Genomic DNA, 21669 nt, shown 5'->3' with positions numbered 1-21669 from the left:
GGTGGTTGCATACTAGGCTGACCGCAAAGCTCGACGGCGCGACCCGGAAGCCGAGGCGATCTCATGCTCCTGACGCAACCCGACCTCCAACTCGATCCGCTGTGGGCGCTGACGGCCGAATGTGCCGCCGACCTGCGTTTGAACCGGCTGAACCTGGTGATCGGCGTGTACCGGGATGAGCACGGGGTGTGCCCCGTGCCGCAGGCGGTGCAGGAGGCGGAGCTGCGGCTGGCCTCGATCGCCGCGACCAAGGAGTACACGAGCCCGTCGGGCAATATCGAGTTCAATGCGGGGATCACCGACCTGGTACTGGGCGACAGCGACCTGACCCAGCGGGCGCGCTCGCTGCAGGCGGTCGGCGGGACGGGGGCGCTGCGGCTGTTGGCCGAGCTGTTGGCGATCACCGGCCCGGAGCGCACGGTGCACCTGGGGGTTCCCGCGTACGTGAACCATGTGCCGGTGCTGCAGGCGGCCGGGCTGCGGATCCAGGAGTACGCCATCGAGAATGAGGGGTATCTGAACGTCGACGCCGTCGTCGAGGCGGTGCGGGGCGCGCGGGCCGGGGACGTGTTGCTGTTGCAGGGTGCCTGCCACAATCCGACCGGGCTGACCATGCCCGTGGCGGTGTGGGAGCAGTTGGGACACGAGATGAACCGGGCCGGGGTGATCCCGCTGATTGACCACGCCTATTTCGGGCTGGGCGACGGACTGGAAGAGGACCTGGCCGGGATGCGGCGGATGCTGGAGATCGTGCCGGAGGGACTCGTGGCGGTGAGCGCGTCGAAGGTGTGGGGGCTGTATAGCGAACGCACCGGCTGCGCCGTCGCCGTGATGTCGAACCCGGAGCGCGGTACGTACGTGCACGGGGTGCTCGAGGTGATCGCCCGGGCGGCGTACTCGCAGGCACCTTCGCACGGTGCCCGGGTGGTGGCGGAGGTGCTCGGCGACGACGGGTTGCGCGCGCAGTGGCGTGCCGAGCTGGACCAGATGCGGGAGCGGATCACCGGATTGCGCGAAGGGCTGGTGCGGGGGTTGACGGCGGCCTCGGACGCGCCAGAATGGCCGGCGCTGGCGGATCAGCGGGGGATGTTCTTGCGGTTGCCGCTGAGCCCGGAACAGATGGCCCGGCTGCGCATCGACCACGCGGTGTATGGCGTGCCTTCGGGGCGGATCAACCTGGCGGGGGTGCCCACCGCGGCGGTGGACCGGCTGGCGAACGCGATCCTCGAGGTGCATGATCGGGTGCGCGATGCTGGTTGATGTGATCCTGCGCGATGCCCGGGTGGTTACGGGTGCTGGTCCGGGCACTGATTCGCCCGCAGAGGTGGACCGTATGGCGGTGCTGAACGGGCGCGTGGTGGCGATCGGCGACGACGCCGCGGGGCTGACCGCGCGCGAGGTGGTGTCGCTGGGTGGGCGCACGGTGTTGCCGGGGTTCAACGACGCGCACGCGCACTCGGTCTGGTACGGGATGACCCTGATCGAGGCGGACCTATCGGCGGTGCGCAGCCTGGACGACGTGTACCGGGTGGTGCGCTCGCGGGCGGCAGACACCGACCCGGGGGAATGGGTGATCGCCTCGGGGTTCAACCCGGTGCTGATCGGCGGGGCCGTGCCCGATGCCGACGCCTTGGACGAGGCCTCAGACGGGCGGCCGGTGTGGATCAAGCACGCCTCCGGACACTCCTGCCAGCTCAGCGGGCTTGGCATGCAGCGAGCCGGGGTGGGGGCGCACCTGGACCGGGAGATCGACGGCGGGCGGATCGTGGTGGATGAGACCGGGCGTGCCACGGGGGTGCTCGAAGAGCGCGCCATGAAACTCATCCAGGACCTGCTGTTGCCCAGTTCGATCGACACCATCGCTCGCGCCCTGGACTTGGCCACCGCCCAGTACGCACGTGAGGGGCTGACCAGCGTGACCGACGCCGGGGTGGCCGGCGGGTGGATCGGCCACGCACCCGGTGAGCTCGCCGGCTATCAGGCGGCGCGTGAAGCCGGCACCCTGCGCACCCGGATGCAGGTGATGCCGGTCATCGATGTGCTGCAGAGCCTGGGCGGGCACGACGACGAACCGGAGCGGCAGGGGCTCAGCGGCGGGCTGCGCACCGGCTGGGGTGACGATGCACTGCAGTTGGGACCGGTCAAAGTGTTCACCGATGGGTCGATTCTTGGGCGCACGGCGCAGGTGACCGAACACTATGACGCCTGCCCCGGTCAACACGGCTACCTGCAGGAGGACCCGGAGGTGATGCGGGCCCGCGTGCTTGCCGCCTACGCCGCTGGCTGGTCTGTAGCCCTGCACGCCGTCGGGGATGCCGCTCTGGATCTGGCGCTGGACATCATCGAGGAGGCGCGCCGTCGTGATGGGGCGCGGAGCGTGCCGAACCGGGTGGAGCACGGGATTGTGGTGCGGCCCGACCAGATTGATCGGATGGCCCGGCTCGACGTCGCCTGCGTGATGCAGTCCAGTTTCATCAGCACGTTCGGAGAGGGCATCCGCGCCGCGGTGGGTCCGGAACGCACCGAATGGGCGCAACCGGCGCGCAGCGTGCTCGAATCGGGCATGCCGCTGGCGCTCAGTTCGGATCGGCCGGTCACCGCCGGGGCGCCGTTGCGGGGCATCCAGTCGTTCGTCGAGCGTCTCACTGAAGCCGGTCGGGAGTACGGGCACCGGCAGCGGATCACGGTTCAGGAGGCCCTTGCCGCAGCGACGGTGGGGTCGGCGCAGGTTACCGGGCAGCGTGACAAGGGCCGGCTGGTGCCCGGCCAGCTCGCGGATGTGGTGGTGCTGCGGGAACATCCGGTCGACGTCGACGTCAGCGAGATTCATGCGATTCCGGTGGACGCGACCATGGTGGGCGGCCGATTCACGCACCGCAGCCCGGAGGTGTGAAGAGTATCCGGGAGCGACCAGGACTCGAGCAAAGGGAGGCACGATGAGCACAGGATCGGATGAGAGGCGCGTGGCGCTGGTGACCGGCGGATCCTCCGGGATCGGGCTGACCATCGCCCAGCGGCTCGCGGCCGACGGGTTCCAGGTGGTGGTGACCAGCCGCACGGCTGGTTCGGGACACGACGACGGGGTGGGGCAGTCGGAGTCTGGACCGGTGCTCGCGATCGCCGCCGACCTGACCGCGCCCGGCGAACCGGCGCAGGTGGTGGGCGAGGTGCTGGAGCGGTTCGGTCGGCTCGACGTGCTGGTCAATAACGCGGGGCGTCGGCACGCGGGTCTGATCGCCGATACTCCGGTGTCCGAGATTTCTGAGGTGTTCGCCATCAACACGTTCGCGGCGATGGCGATGACCTCCGCCGCCGTCGAGCCGCTCTCGGTACGGGGCGGTGCCGTCATCAACGTGCTTTCCCGCCTGGCGAGCGTGGGCGTGGCCACCCTGACCACCTACACCGCCTCGAAGGGTGCGCTGCTGGCCTACACGCGCGGTGCGGCGGTGGAGCTGGCCCCGCACGGGATCCGGGTCAACGCGGTGGCCCCCGGCATGACCAAGACGCCGCTGATCGAGGATTGGCTCTCCGACCAGGACGACCCCGAGGGCGCGTTGGCGGCGGTGGTCTCCCAGATTCCGCTGGGTCGGCTGGGCACCACCGCTGACACCGCGGCGGCCGTGGCGTATCTGGCGTCGGACGAAGCGAGCTACCTCACCGGGGTGTCGATTCCCGTGGACGGCGGATACACCGCGCAGTGACGGCCTCTTCGGTGGGTGGGCGTCGCGCGGCTAGGCTGAAGGCTATGTCTGATTCTGCTCTTCCCGCTGATTCTGTTGCCGTCTCGGCCGTGCCCACTGTCGACGACGTCCGATCCGCCGCGGACGTGCTCGACGGCGTCGCCCACCGCACCCCCGTGCTCACCTCGACGCGACTGAACCGGGGGTGGAGCGAGACGGCCGGGCGCGAGGTGCAGGTGTTTTTGAAGGCCGAGAACCTGCAGCGGATCGGCGCGTTCAAGTTCCGCGGCGCCTATAACGCCCTGCACCGGCTACCCGCCGGGGACCCGGTGGTGGCCTACTCCTCTGGCAACCACGCGCAGGCGGTGGCGTTGGCTGCCCGCCTGCAGGGGCGCACCGCCACCATCGTGATGCCCGAGGACTCCCCGGCGGCCAAGCTGGAGGCCACCCTCGGCTACGGTGCGGAGGTGGTCCCCTATGACCGCTACACCGAGGATCGGGTGGCGATGGCGGAACAGCTCGCCGCCGGCACCGGCGGGCACATCATCCCGCCGTTTGATCACCCGCACATCGCCGCGGGTCAGGGCACGGCCGCCCTGGAGCTGTTCGAGGACGTCGCGCAGATGTCCGGTGCTGACCGGGCCACGCTGGACGCGCTGTTGGTGCCCTGCGGCGGGGCCGGATTGCTGGCGGGGTCGCTGCTGGCGGCGGCTGCGGTGGCCCCGGAGTGCGCGGTGTACGGGGTGGAGCCCGAGGCCGGCGACGACGTGAAGCAGTCGCTGGAGCGCGGCGAACGGGTGACGATTCCGGTGCCGCAGACCATCGCCGACGGCGCGCAGACCGCCCAGGTGGGGGCCGTGACGTTCCCGGTGGTGCAAGCCCACGCTGCCGGGATCCTCACCGTTTCGGATGCCGAACTGGTGGATCAGATGCGGTTCATGGCCACCTACCTGAAAACGGTGGTCGAGCCGACCGGATGCCTGGGCCTGGCCGGAGCCCAGGCGTGGTTGGCTGCTGGGTCTGCGGGCGCTGCTGGGTCTGCCGAAGAGGGACCGTTGCGCATCGGCGTCGTGCTCTCTGGCGGCAATATCGACCTGGACCGGTTCGCCGAGCTGGTGCGCCCATGAGCCGGACGACTCCAGGGCCTGAGCAACAGGTGCGCAGAATCGGGCGGCGCACCTTCGACTTCTCCCGCCAGATAGCGGTGATGGCGGTGATCAACCGCACCCCCGATTCGTTCTACGACGCCGGAGTCACGTTCGAACTGGATCGGGCGGTGACGGCAGGGCTGCGGGCCGCCGAGCAGGGGGCGGACTGGATCGACATCGGCGGCGTGCCGTTCGGGCGCGGGCCCGCAGTATCGGTGCACGAGGAGATCGACCGAGTGGTCCCGGTGGTTGAAGCGGTGGCGGCCGAGTCCGACGTCGTGATCTCCGTGGATACCTACCGCGCCGAGGTGGCTCGGGCGGCGGTGCAGGCCGGGGCCGCCGTCGTGAATGACACCTCCGGACTGGGCGACCCGGAGATGGCTCAGGTGGTGGCGGCATCGGGCGCGCACGTGGTGATCACTCACAGTGTGGGGCCGCCGCGGGAGGAGAAACCGGCGGCGCGGTTCGACGACGTCGTGACCGAGGTGCGGGACTTTCTGGAGGTGCGGATGCGGCGCGCCATCGACGCCGGGGTGCCGGCCGAGCGGATCATCCTCGATCCGGGGCATGACCTGGACAAGAACACGCTGCACTCCCTGGAGCTGACCCGCAGGCTGGACGAGATGGTCGGGCTGGGGGCGCCGGTGTTGGCGGCGGTGTCGAACAAAGACTTCATCGGCGAGGTGCTGGACCGGCCGAAACACGAGCGCGGGGCCGGGTCTGTGGCAGCGATGGTGGCGTGCGTGCTGGCCGGGGCGCGGATTGTGCGGATGCACGACGTCGTCGCCGCGGTGGATGCCGCCCGGATGACCGAGGCGATTCTGGGGTGGAGGACCCCGGTGCGCCTGGAACACAACACGCATCCCACCCACAATGTGTGAGCGTACTGACCGGAAGAGGCGGATCTGATGGGGACGAAGGACGAGAACGTGCGGATCGACCGGCTGTGGCCGGACCCGGCCGAGGACCTGAGCCCGGCGCAGCTGTTGGAGCACTACGCGTTTCCTGAGCGTCAGGGGGAGGCGCACGACTGGTTGCGGGTGAATTTCGTGACGAGTCTCGACGGCGCGGTGACCCGGGGCGGGGTGTCCGGTCCGCTGGGCACCGCCGGGGACGAGGCGGTGTTCGAGTTGCTGCGCCGCCAGGCCGATGTGGTGATGCTCGGGGCCGGCACCGCGCGGAAAGAGGGATACGGGGCCATGGTGCTCGACGACGACGCCGTCGCGTGGCGCCGGGACCGCGGGATGCCTGAGCAGCCGGTGTTCGCGCTGGTGTCCGGCCGGCTCGATCTGGACCCGGACTCGCCGATCTTCACCGAGGCGCCGGTGCGACCGGTGGTGTACACGCATCGCGGTGGAACCAGCGGAGCCGGGGCTGACGGGGGCGGATTGCACGCCGAGCGGCGGGCCGCGCTGAGCGAGGTGGCTGACGTCGTCGTCGTGGGTGAAACGGGGCTTGATGTGGGGTTACTGCGGGCGGATCTGCGTGCTCGCAGGCTGCACCGGGTGCACTGCGAGGGCGGCCCTACCCTGTTCGCCGCGCTGCTGGCGGCCGGGGCGGTGGACGAGCTGTGCCTGACCGCCGCCCCCACCGTCGAGTCCGGGCTGGCGGGGCGGATTACCCGCGGGACGTCCGCCGTGCCCACCGAGATGGAACTGACCGGGGTGCTGCGCTGCGGGAACGAGCTGCTGCTGCGGTACCGGACGCGGCGGGCATAGGTTCACGCGCGCGGGCGCGAAAGACTGACGGCTACGCGCGCGCGGCGGAGACGGCGCGGGAGTAGTCTTCCTTCACGGTGCGCAGGTGCAGCCAGCTGGTGAGCCGGTGCACGGCGTCGAGCGCTTTGAGCCGGTCCAAGCGGGCGAAGAGTTCGCGCGGGGAGGCCCCGGCCACCGTGGCAATCAGGTCGAACCCGCCGAGGGTGAGTGCGGTGAACTCGACCTCCGGGCTCTCGGCCAGCGCTGCCAACACGGACCGCTCGTCCCCGCCCAGGTTCAGCCCGACGCCGACCTTCACCCGGTCGGAAGCGGCATCCTGGCGCACCACCGCACTGATCTTCAGGATCCGGGCGTCGAGCATCCGGTGCACCCGGGCCCGCACCGCCGTCTGGGAGAGCCGGACCTGCTCGGCGAGGTCGCGGTAGCTGGTGCGACCATCGTGACGCAGCTGCTCGATGAGGGCGGTGTCAATGAGGTCCACGGTGCCGGTTCCGGTGAAATGCGAGGCGAAAGTACCGCGCACGACGTCGGTGTAGAGGTTCACCCGCACGGTTTCCGCGCCGGGTAACCCGCGAATCCAGCGCAGCGTTTCCCGCAGGGCGGCTTCATCGGCGGCGTGCACCTCGGCCACCACATCCACCGGACCCGACGTTGTGGACACCAGAGGGATCTCCGGGCGGGCGCACAGCCCCTCGATGAGCGCGGACAGGTCCCCGTGACCGGTGATGGAGACGTGGGCGAGGGCGCGGTCGCCGAGAAACGCCGGGTCGGCCGCGGCGACGATGCGGATCTGGCCCGAATCCAGCAGGGCGCGCACCCGGGTGGAGACCAGGGAGCGCTGCACCCCGAGCCGGGCGGCGAGCTCGCGGTAGGTGGCGCGGCCGTCCTCGCGCAGCGCCTGGATGAGGGCTTCGTCGACGTCGCGCGTCATCCGGCATCCAGCCAGGTCCGGTGTACTTCGGGCCGTAGGTCCTCCAGATACCAGGGTCCCTCCGGTCCGGGGGTGGGGCGGGGGCCCACGTCGACGACGAGCAGCCCGGGGGCGCCGTCGAGCGAGCCCAGCACCGCGCCATCGGGACCGGCCACCACGCTGCGCCCGTCGAAATCGAGCCCGTCCTCCACCCCGGTGTGATTGGCGTAGGCCACCGTCATCCGGTTCTCCAGGGCGCGGGCCGGCACGAGCAGCCGCGGAATCTCGGGGGCATCCCCGGCCAGGGCGGTGGGCACCAGCAACAGTTCCGCACCCGCGGTGGCCGCGGCCCGGGCGATCTCTGGGAACTCGATGTCGTAGCAGACCGCCAGGCTCAGAGCGCGGCCGCCGTAGTGCACCACCGGTGGCGGGGTATCGCCGGCAGTGAAGGCGGCACGCTCCTCGGGTCCGAACAGGTGCACCTTCTGATAGTGGGCCAGGCGCTGACCCGTCGCGTCCACCAGGGTGGCCGTGATGCCGCGGTGCTCGGGGGCGCCGTCGTCGGGCAGGCTGTACACCAGGGCGATGGCGTGACGACGGGCGATCTCCTCCAGGGCGTGGTGCGCGGCGGCGACGTCGTCGTCACTCACCTCGGCCCGCACGCGCGCGGGCGCGTAGCCGACCGGGAAAAGTTCCGGGGTGAGCAACAGCGTGGCCCCCTGCTCGGTAGCGGCAGCGGCGGCGTCGTTGATCAGACCCAGATTGTGCTCGATCCGCAATGGTTCGGCGGTTTCCTGGAACACGGCGATTTTCATGGTCCCAGTATGCCCGCAGACCGCTACCGTGGTGAGGGCTGGGACACACTCCGCGGCGAATTCGGCGCAGATGATGTGCGCAGTGAGCAGTATCGCGGCACAATGGAGAATCGTTGGCGGTCCTGCCGTGCGATGGTGAGATGGTGGCGACACAAACGCGGTTTCGGAGGGTTTCCGAGGCGGTTCCGGTGATTGCCGCCCGCGGATTCTGCGCGTAGGTTACCCACAAGACCGTGCTGTAGATCACCTTCTGAGGAGAGTTGCATGACCCCGCACTCGGATACCACTGCCCCGATCGGCCCCCGGGATTCAGCGCAGACCCCGCGCTATGCCGGGCCCGCCACCTTCGCCCTGCTGCCCACCTTGGACGAGGTCGGCCACGCCGACATTGCGGTGGCCGGGGTGCCCTTCGATTCCGGGGTGAGCTACCGCCCCGGCGCGCGCTTCGGCCCCAACCACGTGCGCGAATCCTCCCGGCTGCTGCGCCCCTACAATCCGGCACAGGACATCTCCCCGTTCGCCGTCGCTCAAGTCGCCGACGCCGGAGACATCGTGGCCAACCCGTTCAACCTGGACGAGGCGGTGGCCCAGGTGGCCGACGGTGCCCGCGCCCTGCTGGAACGCGCTGACCGTCTGGTATGCATTGGCGGCGACCACACGATCGCTTACCCGTTGCTGAAGGTCATGGCCGAGAAGCACGGCCCGGTGGCGGTGCTGCACGCCGATGCGCACCTGGACACCTGGGACACCTACTTTGGCGCCCCGGTCACCCACGGCACCCCGTTCCGCCGCGCTTCCGAGGAGGGGTTTATCGACCTGACCGCCAGCGCCCACCTGGGCACGCGTGGCCCCCTGTATGGCAAGCGGGACCTCGACGAGGACGCCGCACTCGGCTTCCAGATCACCGGCAGCGTGGACATCGAGGAGCACGGTATCGCCGCTGCTATTGACCGGCTGCGCGCCCGATTGGGGGATGCCCCCGTGTACATCTCCATCGACGTCGACGTGATGGACCCGGCCCACGCCCCGGGCACCGGAACCCCCGAGGCCGGTGGGATGACCAGCCGGGAAATGATGCGGGTGATCCGGGAGCTGTCCGACCTGAATATTGTGGGCGCTGACGTCGTCGAGGTGGCCCCGGCGTATGATCACGCCCAGCTCACCGGGATCGCCGCCAGCCACCTGGTGTACGAACTCGTTTCAGCCATGAGCGGAGGACAGCGATGAGCGCACCACAGACCGGGCCGACACCCGAGACCGGACCGCTGACCATGCTCGGCCCGGACTTCCCGTTCAGCTACGACCATTACCTCTCCCACCCCGCAGGTCTGGGCTCCGTGCCCGCATCGGCCTACGGCACCGAGGTGGCCGTGGTGGGCGCCGGACTGGCCGGGGTGGTCACCGCTTACGAACTGATGAAAATGGGGCTCAAGCCGGTGGTCTACGAGGCCGGGGCGATCGGAGGACGCCTCAAGTCACAGTCGTTCGAGGGCAACTCCGACGTCGTCGTCGACCTAGGCGGGATGCGTTTCCCCACCTCAGGCCGGGCCTTCTACCACTATGTGGACCAGCTGGGGTTGGAAACCCGCGAGTTCCCGAACCCGCTGGCCGACGTCACCCCTTCCACGGTGGTGGAGCTGAAGAACGAGACCGTCTACGCCGAGGAAGCCGAAGATCTGCCGGACTTTTACCGCGAGGTGGCCGAGGCCTGGAAGCGGGCCCTGGTGGAAGACGCCGAACTCGACGCCGTGCAGACCGCGATTCGTGCCCGCGACACCGCCACGCTGAAACGGCTGTGGAACGAGCTCGTGGTGAAATTCGATGACGAATCGTTCTACGGGTTCCTGGCGTCGTCGCGGGCGTTCGGTGAGCTCAGCTTCGAGCACCTGGAGACTTTCGGCCAGGTCGGCTTCGGGTCGGGCGGCTGGGACACCGACTTCACCAACTCGATTCTGGAGGTGCTGCGCGTGGTGTTTACCGACGCCGACGACCAGCACCGCGGCATCGTGGGCGGGGCGCAGCGGCTCCCGTTGGAACTGTGGGAGCACGTGCCCACGCAGATGGTGCACTGGCCGGCCGGCACCTCGCTGGCCTCCCTGCACGGCGGCACCCCGCGGGGCGCGGTCACCGGGATCCACCGCGGGGAGAACTCAAAGCTGCCTGGTGGCGGGATCCGGATCACCGAAAAATGGGGGCGCACCCGCGAGTTCGCCTCCGCCGTCGTGACCTGCCAGTCGTGGCTGCTCTCGAGCCGGATCTACACGGATGAATCCTTGTTCCCAGCGGGAATGTGGACGGCGATCGAGAAGAGTCACTACATGCTCTCCTCCAAGACCTTCGTGATGGTGGACCGGCCGTTCTGGCGGGATATCGATCCGGAGACGGGGCGCCCGGTGATGTCGATGACGCTGACCGACCGGCTTCCGCGTGCCACCTATCTGTTGGACGAAGGGCCCGACCAGCCAGCGGCGATGCTGTTGTCCTACACCTGGAACGACGACGCCCTGAAGTGGCTGGCCCTGGACGCCACCGAGCGCACCCGGTTGATGCTGCACTCGCTGCACAAGATCTACCCGGGGCTGGACATCGGCTCGCATATCGTGGGCGAACCGATCACGGTGTCCTGGGAGGCCGACCCGAACTTCATGGGTGCCTTCAAGAACAATCTGCCCGGTCACTACCGGTACCAACAGCGGCTGTTCGGCCACTTCATGCAGGACGAACTGGAGACGCACCAGCGCGGAATCTTCCTGGCCGGCGACGATATTTCCTTCACCGCCGGCTGGGCTGAGGGCGCGGTGACCACCGCATTGAACGCAGTGTGGGGCGTGGTCCGGCACCTGGGCGGCAGCAGCGCCCCCGAGAACCCGGGCCCCGGGGACCAGTGGGATGAGCTAGCACCGGTGCGACTGGACGGCACCAGCCACGGATCCGGTACCGCGACAGGGGGCATCCGATGAAGGAGAGTACATCGTCGACGTCGGCACACACGTACCCCGAGGTGGACACACCGCCGAGCCGGTCTCGGGCGTCCAGCGCCTGGTGGTTCCTGCTCCCGTCGCTGATCGGGGTGCTGATCTTCATGGTCCCGGTGCCCGACGGTGCCGGCTCCGTGACTATCCCCATCGCGTTCCTCTCGGACACCCTGACCACCGGGCTCGGCGTCGTCGTCCCGTGGATCATTGTCACCCTGGTGGCGGTGTCCGTGGTGGGCACGTTGCTGTGGTGGACCGTGCGTCCGGGATTCTTGGACAACCATCTGGGCCGTACCCTCTTCGACGTCGGCTGGATGTGGCTGGCGGTGCGCGTGGCCGGGCTGGTGTTCGCGCTGCTGATCATTCTGCAGGTGGGTCCGGAGCAGGTGTGGGGCGAAAACACTGGTGCGGTGATCCTGGATCTCGCCACCGTCCTGGTCTCGGTCTTCTTCCTGGCCGGGCTATTACTGCCGCTGCTGCTGAGCTTCGGACTGCTGGACTTCGTGGGCGCGCTGATGACCCGGTTGATGCGCCCGCTGTTCCGCCTGCCCGGACGGTCCTCCGTGGTGGGGCTGAGCTCCTGGCTCGGCGACGGCTCGATTGGCGTGCTGATGGCGAATCAGCAGTACGTGCAGGGGTACTACACCAAGCGCGAGGCCGCGGTGCTGGGCACCACGTTCAATATCGTCTCCGTCACCTTCACGGTGGTGATCCTGGGGTACCTGGGGTTGCAACACATGTTCCTGCCGTTCTACCTCACCATCGTGGTGGCCGGGTTGATTGCCGGGGTCGTGATGGTGCGGATTCCGCCGCTCTCCCGAATTCCCGACGAGTACGCCGAGGGCGTGACGCCGCAGCCGGAGGACGAGGCTCCGCCGCGGCGCGGGATGCTGCGTCGGGCGTGGAGCAACGGCCTGGACCGGGGTGCGGAGGTGCGCCTGGGTACGGTGATCCGCCACGGGTTCTCCAATGTGTTGGAGATGTGGGTCGTGGTGGTGCCCAGTATCTTGGCGATCGGCACGGTGTCCGTGATGCTGGCCGAGCACACCCCGCTGTTCACCTGGCTGGGCGCCCCGTTCATCCCGGTGCTGGAGCTGATGCAGGTGCCCGAGGCGGAGGCTGCCTCGGCCACCCTGCTAATCGGGTTCGCCGACATGTTGCTGCCTGCGGCGTTCGCTGCCTCCATTGACGCCGAGATGACCCGGTTCATCGTCGGTGCCCTGTCGATCACCCAGCTGATCTTCATGTCGGAGGTGGGAGGCATGTTGCTGGCCTCGCGGATTCCGGTGCGCTTCCACCACCTGGTGGCGATCTTCTTGCTGCGCACCGTGATCACCCTGCCGATCATCGTGGTGATGGCCCACCTGTTCTACTGATCAGACGGTGCAGGCGGGCGTGTCAGTCCCGTGCTAGACCCGCTCTAACTTCTCCAACAGGTGCAGCCACACCTCGGAGGCGGTGGGGAACGCGACGACGGCGTGGCGCAGGGTGCCGACCGGGACTTTACCCACGATCGCCACGGTGGCGGCGTGCAGCAGCTCCCCGGCGGCGGGACCCACGAAGGTCGCACCCAGCACCAGCCCGGTGTCGGCGTCGACGACGAGCTTCGCGCGGCCGGTGAGATCATCCCGCAGCAGGGCCGCACCGGGGACGTCGGTGAAGTCCACCTCGGCGGTGACGGTCGAGTGTCCGGCGGCGCGGGCCTGGGCTTCGGTGAGTCCGACCGAAGCAACCTGCGGTTCGGTGAACACCACCTGCGGGACCGGTGTTGCGTCGGAGGTGGTCTTCGCGCCGCTCAGCCGGGCGGCAAGCTGCCGGGCCTGGTACTTACCCAGGTGCGTCAGTGCGGGGCCACCGGCGGCGTCGCCGATCACGTGCAGCCAGTCGGGCAGCCCGGAGTGATCCCCGCGGGCCAGCGCGGCGGCGTCGACGTCCACCGACTCCAGATTCAGCCGGTCCAGATCGGGCCGGCGACCGGTGGCGAGCAGTAGCTCCTCGGCCTCCATGAGCTCGGATTCCGAGGTGCGTACGGTCACCGCCCCGCCCTTGACGCGCCCCAGTCCCGGGTCGATTCCGGCGGGACGGCGCACCGAGGTGACCTCGGTGAAGGTGTGGATGGTGACGCCGGCAGCTTCCAGGCCGGCGGTCACGAGATCCGCCACGAACGGCTCGGCGTCGCCCAGCACATCCGCCCCGCGCACCAGCAGGGTCACCTGTGCGCCCAGCGCTGACATCCAGGTCGCGGCCTCGCAGGCCACGGGCCCGCCGCCGACGATCATCAGCCGTGCCGGCACCTCCTGCGCCCCGGTAGCGTCGCGGTGATCCCACACCGGAACGCCCTCAAACACCGCGGGAATCCGGGGCGTGGAGCCCGTGGCGATCACGACGGCGCGCCCGGCGGTCACCGTGTGATGCGCCCCGGAACGCTGGTGGATCTCGATCTGGCGCTCGCCGACCAACCGGGCGTGCCCGCGCAACACCTTCACCCCGGCCTTGTCTGCCCAGCGCGCCTGTCCGGCGTCGTCGTAGTGGGCCACCCAGTCGCTGCGACGACGCAGCAGGGCATCCGGAATCGGCGCGGTCGGTTCCACCCCCGGCAGATGCGCCGTCGTGGACGCCACCTGCAGCGGCCGCAGCAGCGCCTTCGACGGGATGCAGGCATAGTAGGAGCACTCACCGCCCAGCAGTTCATGCTCGACGATGGCGGCACTCAGCCCGGCGCGCACGACGCGTTCGGCGAGCACCTCGCCTGCGGGCCCGCCACCGAGCACGATGACGTCGGCGACAGACTCGTCCTGGGATTGAGTGGGGGAATCGGGGGATACCGGCATGGTTGGACCGCGTCCTTCCTCGGGCCGAGCACGATCTCGGCCCTCTCGTTGTGTGGCGCGTTCCCCTCCCGGTCCATCATGGTCGCTGGAGCCGGTCCGCGTCTACCGTCGAACGTGGTGAAATTCTGCACGATACGTTTCAGCGTGCTCGGGCGTTGTTAAGCGGTGAGGATGCCGGGGCCGCCGTGGAGTTCGCGGTGCAGGCGCTCCATGCGCTGGTCCAGTTCGGCGGCGGTGTCGGCGGCGTCTTTGAGCTCGGCGAGCATGCCGGAGGGGACGTCGCCGTCGTACTTGTAGTGGATCTTGTGCTCCAGGGACGCCCAGAAGTCCATGGCGATGGTGCGCAGCTGGATCTCCAGAGTCACATCTCGCCGGCCGGACGACAGGTAGATCGGCAGGGTGATGATGGCGTGCAGCGACTTGTACCCGTTGGGTTTCGGGTGGGCGATGTAGTCCTTCACCTCGAGCAGGGTGATGTCATCCTGGGCCGCGAGCAGGTCGAAGGTCCGGTAGACGTCGGTGACGAAGCTGCAGGTCACTCGCGCCCCGGCAATGTCGGTGATCTCCCGGCGAATCCGCGGCAGATCCAGTCCGACTCCCTTGCGCTCGGCCTTGTTCAGGAGCGAATCAACGGTCTTCACGCGGGTGGAAATGTGCTCGATCGGGTTGTAATCGTGGAGCTGCTTGAACTCGTCTCGCAGCACCGCCAGCTTCGTCTCGACCTCCCGGGTGGCGAACTTGTACTCCAGCAGCATGCCCTGCAGCGAACGGCGCAGCGCCTCCAGCTCTTGACCGGTGAAGGTCATCGACCCCGACCCGGACTGCACGGTGAAGGTCTCCTCCGAGGTGGCAGATCGGGACAGCCGCTGGAAGGGTCGCGGTGCGGCGTCAGAAGAGGGGAAGGGGGTCAGGCTCACGGCTGCTCCGATTCGGTGTCGGTCGTTCTTCAGGAAGTCTAGGCGGCTCGGCTCCACGGTTCCTGGGATGTGTCCGCTAAGTCCGGGGGCTGACCTGTGCGTCGCGGACCTCCACGACGGTGACCTTGACGTACCCCACCACGTGCTGGCGCTCCTGGAGGCGGGTGACGACGGCGTCGTGCACATCGGCGGCGACCGTCAGCGTCTGGTGGTCCCGCTGGGCGGAGACCTCCACCTGCACCGACACGCGTCCGTCGTCGAGGGTGACCCGCACACCGTCGGTGCGGCTGGGGTCGGCGTCGCGCTGGGTCCAGCCGTAAGCCTCGGTGTCGGTGAGCGGTGCCCGACGGCTCGGGCGCAACCGGCTCGCGGCCCGGCTCAACCCGTCGGTGAGGGTGGACAGCACATCAGTGACCGTGGGTTCGCGGCGCAACACCCCGGCGACGCCATCGATGGTGTGGGCCAGCAGCTCCCGCAGGGCGTGCTCGGTGTTGGTGGGTCGAGAGCCGGAACCGGTACCGGAATCCAGCGGTTCGGGAGTGCAATCAGGCATCATAGTGCAGGTCCTCCAGCACGAGGTCGACGGAAGTCAGCTCCACGCCCAGCTCGGAGGCGAAGGTGTGGATGAGAGCGGAGCGCAGCTGCTCGTCGTAGCCGCTGCGCCAGATGCGGGGGTCGACGACGAGGCTGACGCGGATGCTCATCCGGGTGCGTCCGCCGTCGGGGTTCTCGTCCACGTGAATGCGTGAGCGGCGCGCGAGCACCCCGGTATAGCTGTCCACCACGCGGCGGATGGTGGAGAGGAACACGTACTCGCTGAAGCTGAGATCGGTGGTCGGGGTGCGATACACCGGCACCGGTTTGCCGCGGCGGACGTGGGAGCGGGCGAAATCGACGACGCGCTGAGCCAACTCGGGGCTGATCTCGTGCTTCTCGTCGGCCTCGCGGGCTTGTTCGGTGAGGTCACGCAGGCGTGTGAATCGTCGTCGCGCCTCGATGCAGTACGTGCAGGACTGCTCGTGTTCCGTGGGTGGACGGTCCAGATTGTCCCACACGTCGTCGATGGAGCGGCCGCACTCGAGAATGTCATCGGTGCTCATCGCCACCCCTCCATTCCCTCGGCCAGAGATTTGCGCGCTCTGGCTAAGCGTCCGCGTGCCGTGGGTTCTGTGATTTCTAGTGCATCAGCAATCTGCTGATAAGAAAAGTGTTGCAGTTCGCGTAACACCCAAACCATGCGCTGTTCTTCGGGCAATGATTCCAGCAGTCGGCCCAGCTCATCCATGGACGACGACTGTTCCGCCTGACGCACCGGGTCGGTGTCGGCGGCGCTGGTGGCGGTGGTTTCATCCAGTAAATCGGAGCTGAGCAGGGCGGCGGATTGGGAGCCACGTCGGCGCAACAGGTCCCTGCAGCGGTTCACGCACTGCCGGTACAGCCAGGAGGAGAACGCCTCGGGCTGGCGCAACTGGTCCAGCTTGGTCCAGGCGGAGGTGAAGGTGTCCTGGACGGCGTCTTCGGCGTCGACCCGCGAATTAAGCGTGCGGTAGGCCATGCGGAACAGGGGAGTCTGATAGCGCAGGACTAGTTCTTCGAAGGAGGCGACGTCGCCGTCCTGGGCACGCAGCACCAGAGTCACCAGATGCGGATCCGGTTCGGCGTCCATGCGACCTCCCTTCGAGGTTTCGAATGATAGTTTCAGTGTCGTTCAATGTGTATGTCTACCTACCATGCCAGCTGAGAATAGACTACTTCTAAGTATCAACAGGGCGTGGGCGAAAAATCCTCCGCCGTGCAGAACTGGTACTGTGAGCGCTCCCCGGGCATGCTGCTGAGCAGGACGAAGAACGTGCCCACCAGGGCGCATGAGTCAGAGAGAAGGATACGTCCATGGACGCAACCGAGACCAGGGTCGAACCGTCAATGACGACGGTGGGCGACGAGATCGCCTCGCCGCTGCAGACCCCGTTAGGCCGCACCACCATTAACGACAGCGTCGTCGCTAAGCTGGCGGGCCTGGCGGCACGCAATGTGCCCGGGGTCCACGCGATGGGCACAGCCGCCCGTCGCATGTTTGACGCGGTGTCGAACCGGATTCCCGGCTCGCAGGTGAACGTGGCCGGCGGGGTCTCCGTGGAGAAGGGCGACGTCCAGGCCGCCATCGATCTGACCATCATTGTGGAGTATGGCTCCTCGGTGGTGGCGGTGGCCGAGCAGATCCGCACGGACGTGATTGCGAGCGTCGAGTCCGCCACCGGTCTGGATGTGATCGAGGTGAATATTCACGTCTCCGATGTGCACCTGCCGGAGGACGACGACGTGGAAACGTCCGAGACGAAGGTGCTGCTGTGAGTGGAATGAGCCGGACGAGCCTGGGGTTGATCGTCGGCCTGGTGCTGGGGATCGTGGCCTATTTTGGCGGATTCATGGCCTTCCTGGTGGTGTCCTTCTTCGCCGCCGTCGGACTGGTGGTGGGTTTGGTGCTCGACGGACGCCTGGACCTGGGTGCCCTGGTGGGTCGCGCCACCGACCGGCGGTGACCGGGATGGGTGCGACGACGACCGAAAGTCCGGGGGCGCCTGCGGGTGCGGGCACGGCTGCCGCGCAGCGCGGTGGCTTGGTCCTGACCGAGAAGGTGGTGCAGAAGATCGCCTCCCAGTGCGCTTCCGAAATGGCGGACGTTGAGGGTCGCTCCGGTGGTTTTCTGGGTCTGGGCGCTCAAGGGGATTCGCAGGCCCGGCCACGGGTGCACGTGAACCTCTCCGGCACCTCGGCCGCGCTGGAGGTCGAAGTCGGGCTGCCGTTCCCGGCGTCGATTCAAGACACCACTCAGCGGCTGCGCGATCGCTTGGCGCAGCGGGTGACCGAGCTGACCGGGGTGCGCGTGCGCCAGGTGGATGTGCGGGTGCGCTACCTGCATCCGCGGGTGCGCCGAGCGGATGAGCGGGTGCTGCGATGAAACATTTGCGACGCCGTCCCCCGCGGACCGCTGTGTCCCTGGTGGTTGCCGTCGTCGTGGTGGCGATCGCCGGGGCCACCCTGTGGGCGGGGCTGACCGCGCTGTTCACCGGGGACTGGCCGCCGGCGGTGGCGGAGTTGCTGACCGGGGTGAGCGACCTGTCGTGGAACGGTGTTGCCGGCTGGAGTGTCGCGGTGGTGGCTGCGCTGGTGGGGCTGGTGCTGGTGCTGTGCGCGGTGATCCCGGGCGCACAGAATGCCGCACCCCTGGACGCGCCCGAGCCGACCGAAGCCACCCGCACGCCCGTGGAGGCACTGCTGCTCACCCAGGGGATGGCCACGCTGGTGTCGGCGGTGGCCGCACAGGTCGATGGGGTGGCGGGTGTGCGCACCTCCGCTGGGCCGCGATCGGTGGTGGTGACGGTGACGACGCCGCTACGCGAGACCGAGACACTGGTGGCCGAGGTGCGGGAGCACGTGGAACAGCGCCTGGCCGGCACCGGTCTGACCCGGGTGCCGCGGGTGCGCGTGACCGCTCAGGTGAAGGAGGCCTCATGAAAACCCGTGCCGGAGTGCTGAACCGGGTGCTGCTCGGAATGCTGGGCACGCTGCTGCTGGCCATCGGTGTGACCTGGGGGCTGATCGCCGCGGGAGTGTTCGCTGGTGTGGACCCCCTGCTGGCCCCGGAGGCGAGACCGTGGGCGGGTGCGACGACCGTGGAGACTCTGGCGTGGCTGCCCGCCGTGATGGTGGCGGTGGGGGTGATGCTCGCGGTGGCCGGCCTGGCCTGGGTGATCGCCCAGATTCCGCGCAGCCGCCGGGCCGCCACGCTGCGTTTCCACGCCGATGCGCGCACCGGAACCACCGTGATGGATGCGGCCGTGCTCACGGATGCGGTGGCCGCCACCGCGGAAACGCTCGACGACGTCGTCGCCGCCCGGGCGGTGCTGCGCGGGGCACGCCGCGACGCCGAGCTGGCGGTGCAGGTCACCGTGCAGGAACGCGGAGATGTGGCCGCCGTCGTGCGTCGTGTGCATGACGAGGTCCTCCCGCAGACCGTGCAGGCCCTGGGAGTACCGCTCAGCGCGGCGGGAATCCTCGTGGACGTGACCCGTCAGTCCGGGCGCCGCCACGAGGTGCGGGTGCAGTAAGGACCCCCTCGCGAGGAACGGTCAGCCCTCGCGGCGCTTGACCAGGCTGAGTTCGAACTCCAGGGTCACCTTGTCGCTGACCAGCACGCCGCCGGAATCCAGCGGGGTGTTCCAGGAGACGCCGAATTCCTTGCGGTCGATGCGGCGGCTGCCTTCGAACCCGGCACGCTGTTGCCCGAACGGATCGGTTTCCAGGCCCAGCATCTCCAGCGGGATCGAGATGTGGCGAGTGACATCGCGGATGGTCAGATCACCGGTGACGATGAAGCTGTTCTCCTCCACCTCATCCACGGCGGTGGAAACGAACACCATCTCCGGGTAGGTCTCGACGTCGAAAAAGTCCGCGCCGCGCAGGTGCTGGTCGCGGTCGGCGTTGCGGGTATCCACACTGGCCATGTCGACTCGCACCTCGATGGCGGCGTCGGAGGGCGCGTCACCGTCGAAGCGAACCGAGCCGGTGACGGAGTTGAAGGCCCCGCGGACCTTGGCCACCATGGCGTGCCGGCTCTGGAACCCAATGCGGCTGTGCGCGGGGTCGATGTCCCAGGTGCCGGCGAAATCAGGATGAAGGGTCACGGTACTGTTCCTCTCGGGAGTCATGGACGGCGCGACTAATGGAGCAACCATCGCTTGAACATTGTGCCATGTTCGGACCGTGCCCTGCAGAGACCGACGAGATCCGGGTCACGGCCCCGCCGGTCTTCCGGAAGGTCAGTCCCGTGTCCCGGCCGCGTGGCGGGCGGCCACCCAACCGAAGGTCATGCCGCCACCTACCTGAGCACCGGCGCCCGGGTACTCCGAACCGAAGGGCGACTGCGCATCGTTGCCGACCGCGTACAGGCCTGGAATCGGGGAGCCGTCGGCGTCAAGCGCCTGAGCGATCGGGTTGGTGGCAATGCCGCGGGACGTGGCCAGCGGGGTCGGCACGACGGCGATGGCGTAGAAGGGCGCCTCTGCCACCGGGCCGATATTCGGGTTAGGACCGTGGTTCGGATCGCCGGCCACCTGCCCGAAGAGCAGGTCGCCCTTATGGAAGTCCTCGTCCACCCCGGTGGCGGCAAAACCGTTGTAGCGGCTCACCGTGTTGATCAGCCCCTGGGCGTCCACCCCGATGTTCTCGGCCAGCTCGCGCAGGGTCTGCCCGGTGTGCAGGTAACCGGAGTCGATGTGGCGTCGCAGTGCCAGCTTGGGCAGGTGCGGCATGGTGATCATGCCCAGCCCGTAGCGGGCCAGGGTGCGGGAATCCACCACCAGCCAGGCCGGGATGCTCGGGGTAGTCTCATGCGCCGCGTACATAGCGCGCACGAAACGGTGGTACGACGTCGACTCGTCCACAAAACGCTCACCGGCGGAGTTCACCGCGATGACGCCGGGTTTGCCGCGGTCCCAAATGTGCGGGAAGACGGCGATGGAGCCATCGGCTCGGGTGCCCACGGAGGAGGGGAACCACAGGGCGTTTTCGCCGTTGTCCGGGCCGAGGGCCGCGCCGATCTGGGTGGCCAGGGCATGGGTATCGCCGGTGACGCCCTCCGCGGCGCGGGAGAACTGCGGGGTGGGTGAGGGCAGGTTTTTGGCGCGCAGGTGCGGGGACTGTGCGAACCCGCCGGCGGCCAGCACCACACCACGGCGTGCGCGCACGGTGAGCTGGCGACCCTGATACTCGACGACGGCGCCGGTCACGGCTCCGGTCTCTGCGCCGGTTTCTGTGCTGGTCTCGCGGAGCAGTTCGATGGTGCGGGCATGACGCCACACCTCGCCGCCGCGCTCCACCAGCTGGTAGTACAGGCGAGCCACCAGGGCGTTGCCCATCACCAGGCGGGTGCCGCGGGGATGCTGGCGCACCCGGTCGGCAGCCCAGCGCACGCCGAGGCCGAGGGCGGTGGTGGCGGCTTGAGCGGTCTTTTTGGCCTGGCCGGAGAACAGCCCGAGCAGCGTGTTGACCTCGGGACGGCGGACCATCAGCTCACCACCCATCAGCGCGAACTCGTGCACCGGCGGGCGAACATGGGCGAAACGGTGGCCTAATAGGCGCCCGTCGAAGGGTTCGGGCTCCAAGGCGCGGCCCGTGGCACCGGTTTCGGGCAGCTCGGAGTGGTAATCGACGACGGCGGGGGAGTGCAGGAAGCGCACGCCCAGGTCCGCCATCGCGTCGAGCATGCGGGGGGCGTTCTCCACGTAGGCGGTGCGCATTTCTCGCGGGGACTTCTCGCCCACCAGGGTGTCGAGATAGCGCTGCACGCGTTCGGCGTCGTCGGTATTGCCCTCGGCCCGCTGATACGGGTTGTTCGGAACCCAGGCGGTGCCCGCAGAATAGGCGGTGGTGCCGCCGATCCAGTCGGTCTTCTCCAGGGCGAGCACCGTCATGCCTTCGGCGACGCCGGTCAGCGCGGCGGACAGTCCGGCCGCACCGGTGCCCAGCACCAGCAGGTCCACCTCACGATCGGCGTGGGCGGATGTATCGGCATCGGACCGGTGGGTGGCGGTGCGTGGCGCGTCGGCGTGCGAGGAAGACATGACGATTTCTGCCCTTCGTAACGGGGGATTTTGGTCCATCGTCGCGACAAGC

The 21669-nt window shown here is 68.6% G+C and carries 23 protein-coding genes; 14 read left to right on the top strand and 9 right to left on the bottom strand.

Annotated features, from left to right (window positions below; translation table 11 throughout):
- Positions 1–63 precede the first annotated feature (63 nt).
- From P8192_RS14225 to P8192_RS14200, 6 genes are read left to right on the top strand one after another with little or no spacing between them, the layout of a single operon-like run.
- Entirely contained in the window at positions 64–1260 is a 1197-nt protein-coding gene (locus tag P8192_RS14225) for an aromatic amino acid transaminase (protein ID WP_278157654.1), read from the top strand.
- Positions 1250–2893 carry an amidohydrolase gene (locus tag P8192_RS14220; RefSeq protein WP_278157653.1) on the top strand — a complete coding sequence of 548 codons (1644 nt, stop codon included), beginning with the start codon at positions 1250–1252 and terminating at the stop codon, positions 2891–2893. Before P8192_RS14225 ends, P8192_RS14220 begins: the two co-directional genes overlap by 11 nt.
- A 43-nt stretch (positions 2894–2936) precedes the next feature.
- Positions 2937–3701: an SDR family NAD(P)-dependent oxidoreductase gene (locus P8192_RS14215; protein WP_278157652.1), complete on the top strand. Its 765-nt coding sequence runs from the start codon at positions 2937–2939 to the stop codon at positions 3699–3701.
- 44 nt (positions 3702–3745) lie between these two features.
- A complete protein-coding gene (locus P8192_RS14210) occupies positions 3746–4807 on the top strand; it encodes a pyridoxal-phosphate dependent enzyme (RefSeq protein WP_278157651.1) in 1062 nt (353 codons plus the stop codon).
- Positions 4804–5709: a dihydropteroate synthase gene (folP, locus tag P8192_RS14205; protein WP_278157650.1), complete on the top strand. Its 906-nt coding sequence runs from the start codon at positions 4804–4806 to the stop codon at positions 5707–5709. The genes P8192_RS14210 and folP overlap by 4 nt, the downstream gene beginning before the upstream one ends.
- 27 nt (positions 5710–5736) lie before the next feature.
- Positions 5737–6546: a pyrimidine reductase family protein gene (locus P8192_RS14200; RefSeq protein ID WP_278157649.1), complete on the top strand. Its 810-nt coding sequence runs from the start codon at positions 5737–5739 to the stop codon at positions 6544–6546.
- A 31-nt stretch (positions 6547–6577) separates the two neighbouring features.
- Here P8192_RS14200 and P8192_RS14195 read toward each other — a convergent pair whose 3' ends face one another.
- Positions 6578–7477 (bottom strand): Lrp/AsnC family transcriptional regulator, encoded by a 900-nt coding sequence (locus P8192_RS14195; RefSeq protein WP_278157648.1) that lies wholly within the window; start codon positions 7475–7477, stop codon positions 6578–6580.
- Positions 7474–8271 (bottom strand): nitrilase-related carbon-nitrogen hydrolase, encoded by a 798-nt coding sequence (locus P8192_RS14190; protein WP_278157647.1) that lies wholly within the window; start codon positions 8269–8271, stop codon positions 7474–7476. Before P8192_RS14190 ends, P8192_RS14195 begins: the two co-directional genes overlap by 4 nt.
- Before the next feature lie 264 nt (positions 8272–8535).
- On the opposite strand from P8192_RS14190, the gene speB reads away from it, so the two are divergent.
- Genes speB through P8192_RS14175 form a run of 3 tightly spaced genes read left to right on the top strand, consistent with a single transcriptional unit; the run spans position 8536 to position 12622 of the window.
- Entirely contained in the window at positions 8536–9498 is a 963-nt protein-coding gene (gene speB / locus P8192_RS14185; RefSeq protein ID WP_278157646.1) for an agmatinase, read from the top strand.
- Positions 9495–11231, top strand: a complete 1737-nt coding sequence (locus P8192_RS14180; RefSeq protein ID WP_278157645.1) for a flavin monoamine oxidase family protein — start codon at positions 9495–9497, stop codon at positions 11229–11231. The genes speB and P8192_RS14180 overlap by 4 nt, the downstream gene beginning before the upstream one ends.
- On the top strand, positions 11228–12622 hold the full coding sequence (locus P8192_RS14175; RefSeq protein WP_278157644.1) for a YjiH family protein: 1395 nt from the start codon (positions 11228–11230) through the stop codon (positions 12620–12622). Before P8192_RS14180 ends, P8192_RS14175 begins: the two co-directional genes overlap by 4 nt.
- A 33-nt stretch (positions 12623–12655) precedes the next feature.
- On the opposite strand, the gene P8192_RS14170 is transcribed toward P8192_RS14175, so the two are convergent.
- The 5 genes from P8192_RS14170 to P8192_RS14150 form a co-directional block, all read right to left on the bottom strand.
- Positions 12656–14077 carry a dihydrolipoyl dehydrogenase family protein gene (locus P8192_RS14170; protein WP_278157643.1) on the bottom strand — a complete coding sequence of 474 codons (1422 nt, stop codon included), beginning with the start codon at positions 14075–14077 and terminating at the stop codon, positions 12656–12658.
- Between the two features lie 158 nt (positions 14078–14235).
- Positions 14236–14883, bottom strand: a complete 648-nt coding sequence (locus tag P8192_RS14165) for a GTP pyrophosphokinase (protein ID WP_278159848.1) — start codon at positions 14881–14883, stop codon at positions 14236–14238.
- Between the two features lie 187 nt (positions 14884–15070).
- Entirely contained in the window at positions 15071–15550 is a 480-nt protein-coding gene (locus P8192_RS14160) for a hypothetical protein (protein WP_278157642.1), read from the bottom strand.
- Positions 15540–16094, bottom strand: a complete 555-nt coding sequence (locus tag P8192_RS14155; RefSeq protein WP_278157641.1) for a hypothetical protein — start codon at positions 16092–16094, stop codon at positions 15540–15542. The genes P8192_RS14160 and P8192_RS14155 overlap by 11 nt, the downstream gene beginning before the upstream one ends.
- Positions 16091–16660, bottom strand: coding sequence for an RNA polymerase sigma factor (locus tag P8192_RS14150; protein WP_278157640.1), 570 nt, complete (start codon positions 16658–16660; stop codon positions 16091–16093). The genes P8192_RS14155 and P8192_RS14150 overlap by 4 nt, the downstream gene beginning before the upstream one ends.
- Before the next feature lie 224 nt (positions 16661–16884).
- On the opposite strand from P8192_RS14150, the gene P8192_RS14145 reads away from it, so the two are divergent.
- Genes P8192_RS14145 through P8192_RS14125 form a run of 5 tightly spaced genes read left to right on the top strand, consistent with a single transcriptional unit; the run spans position 16885 to position 19103 of the window.
- Positions 16885–17346, top strand: a complete 462-nt coding sequence (locus P8192_RS14145) for an Asp23/Gls24 family envelope stress response protein (protein WP_278157639.1) — start codon at positions 16885–16887, stop codon at positions 17344–17346.
- A gap of 5 nt (positions 17347–17351) precedes the next feature.
- Positions 17352–17534 (top strand): hypothetical protein, encoded by a 183-nt coding sequence (locus P8192_RS14140; RefSeq protein ID WP_278157638.1) that lies wholly within the window; start codon positions 17352–17354, stop codon positions 17532–17534.
- Between the two features lie 5 nt (positions 17535–17539).
- Positions 17540–17953: an Asp23/Gls24 family envelope stress response protein gene (locus P8192_RS14135; RefSeq protein ID WP_278157636.1), complete on the top strand. Its 414-nt coding sequence runs from the start codon at positions 17540–17542 to the stop codon at positions 17951–17953.
- On the top strand, positions 17950–18510 hold the full coding sequence (locus P8192_RS14130; protein ID WP_278157635.1) for a DUF6286 domain-containing protein: 561 nt from the start codon (positions 17950–17952) through the stop codon (positions 18508–18510). Before P8192_RS14135 ends, P8192_RS14130 begins: the two co-directional genes overlap by 4 nt.
- Positions 18507–19103 (top strand): hypothetical protein, encoded by a 597-nt coding sequence (locus tag P8192_RS14125; protein WP_278157634.1) that lies wholly within the window; start codon positions 18507–18509, stop codon positions 19101–19103. Before P8192_RS14130 ends, P8192_RS14125 begins: the two co-directional genes overlap by 4 nt.
- Positions 19104–19124: 21 nt before the next feature.
- Here the strand turns inward: P8192_RS14125 and P8192_RS14120 are convergent, their stop codons facing one another.
- Positions 19125–19679 (bottom strand): YceI family protein, encoded by a 555-nt coding sequence (locus tag P8192_RS14120; protein ID WP_431521122.1) that lies wholly within the window; start codon positions 19677–19679, stop codon positions 19125–19127.
- A gap of 135 nt (positions 19680–19814) precedes the next feature.
- A complete protein-coding gene (locus P8192_RS14115; protein WP_278157632.1) occupies positions 19815–21617 on the bottom strand; it encodes an FAD-binding protein in 1803 nt (600 codons plus the stop codon).
- Between the last annotated feature and the right edge of the window lie 52 nt (positions 21618–21669).

Origin of the sequence: Citricoccus muralis (assembly GCF_029637705.1) — a bacterium.
Lineage (GTDB): Bacteria > Actinomycetota > Actinomycetes > Actinomycetales > Micrococcaceae > CmP2.
Note: the sequence above shows the minus strand (reverse complement) of the source record. Positions and strands in the feature narration are given on the sequence as shown.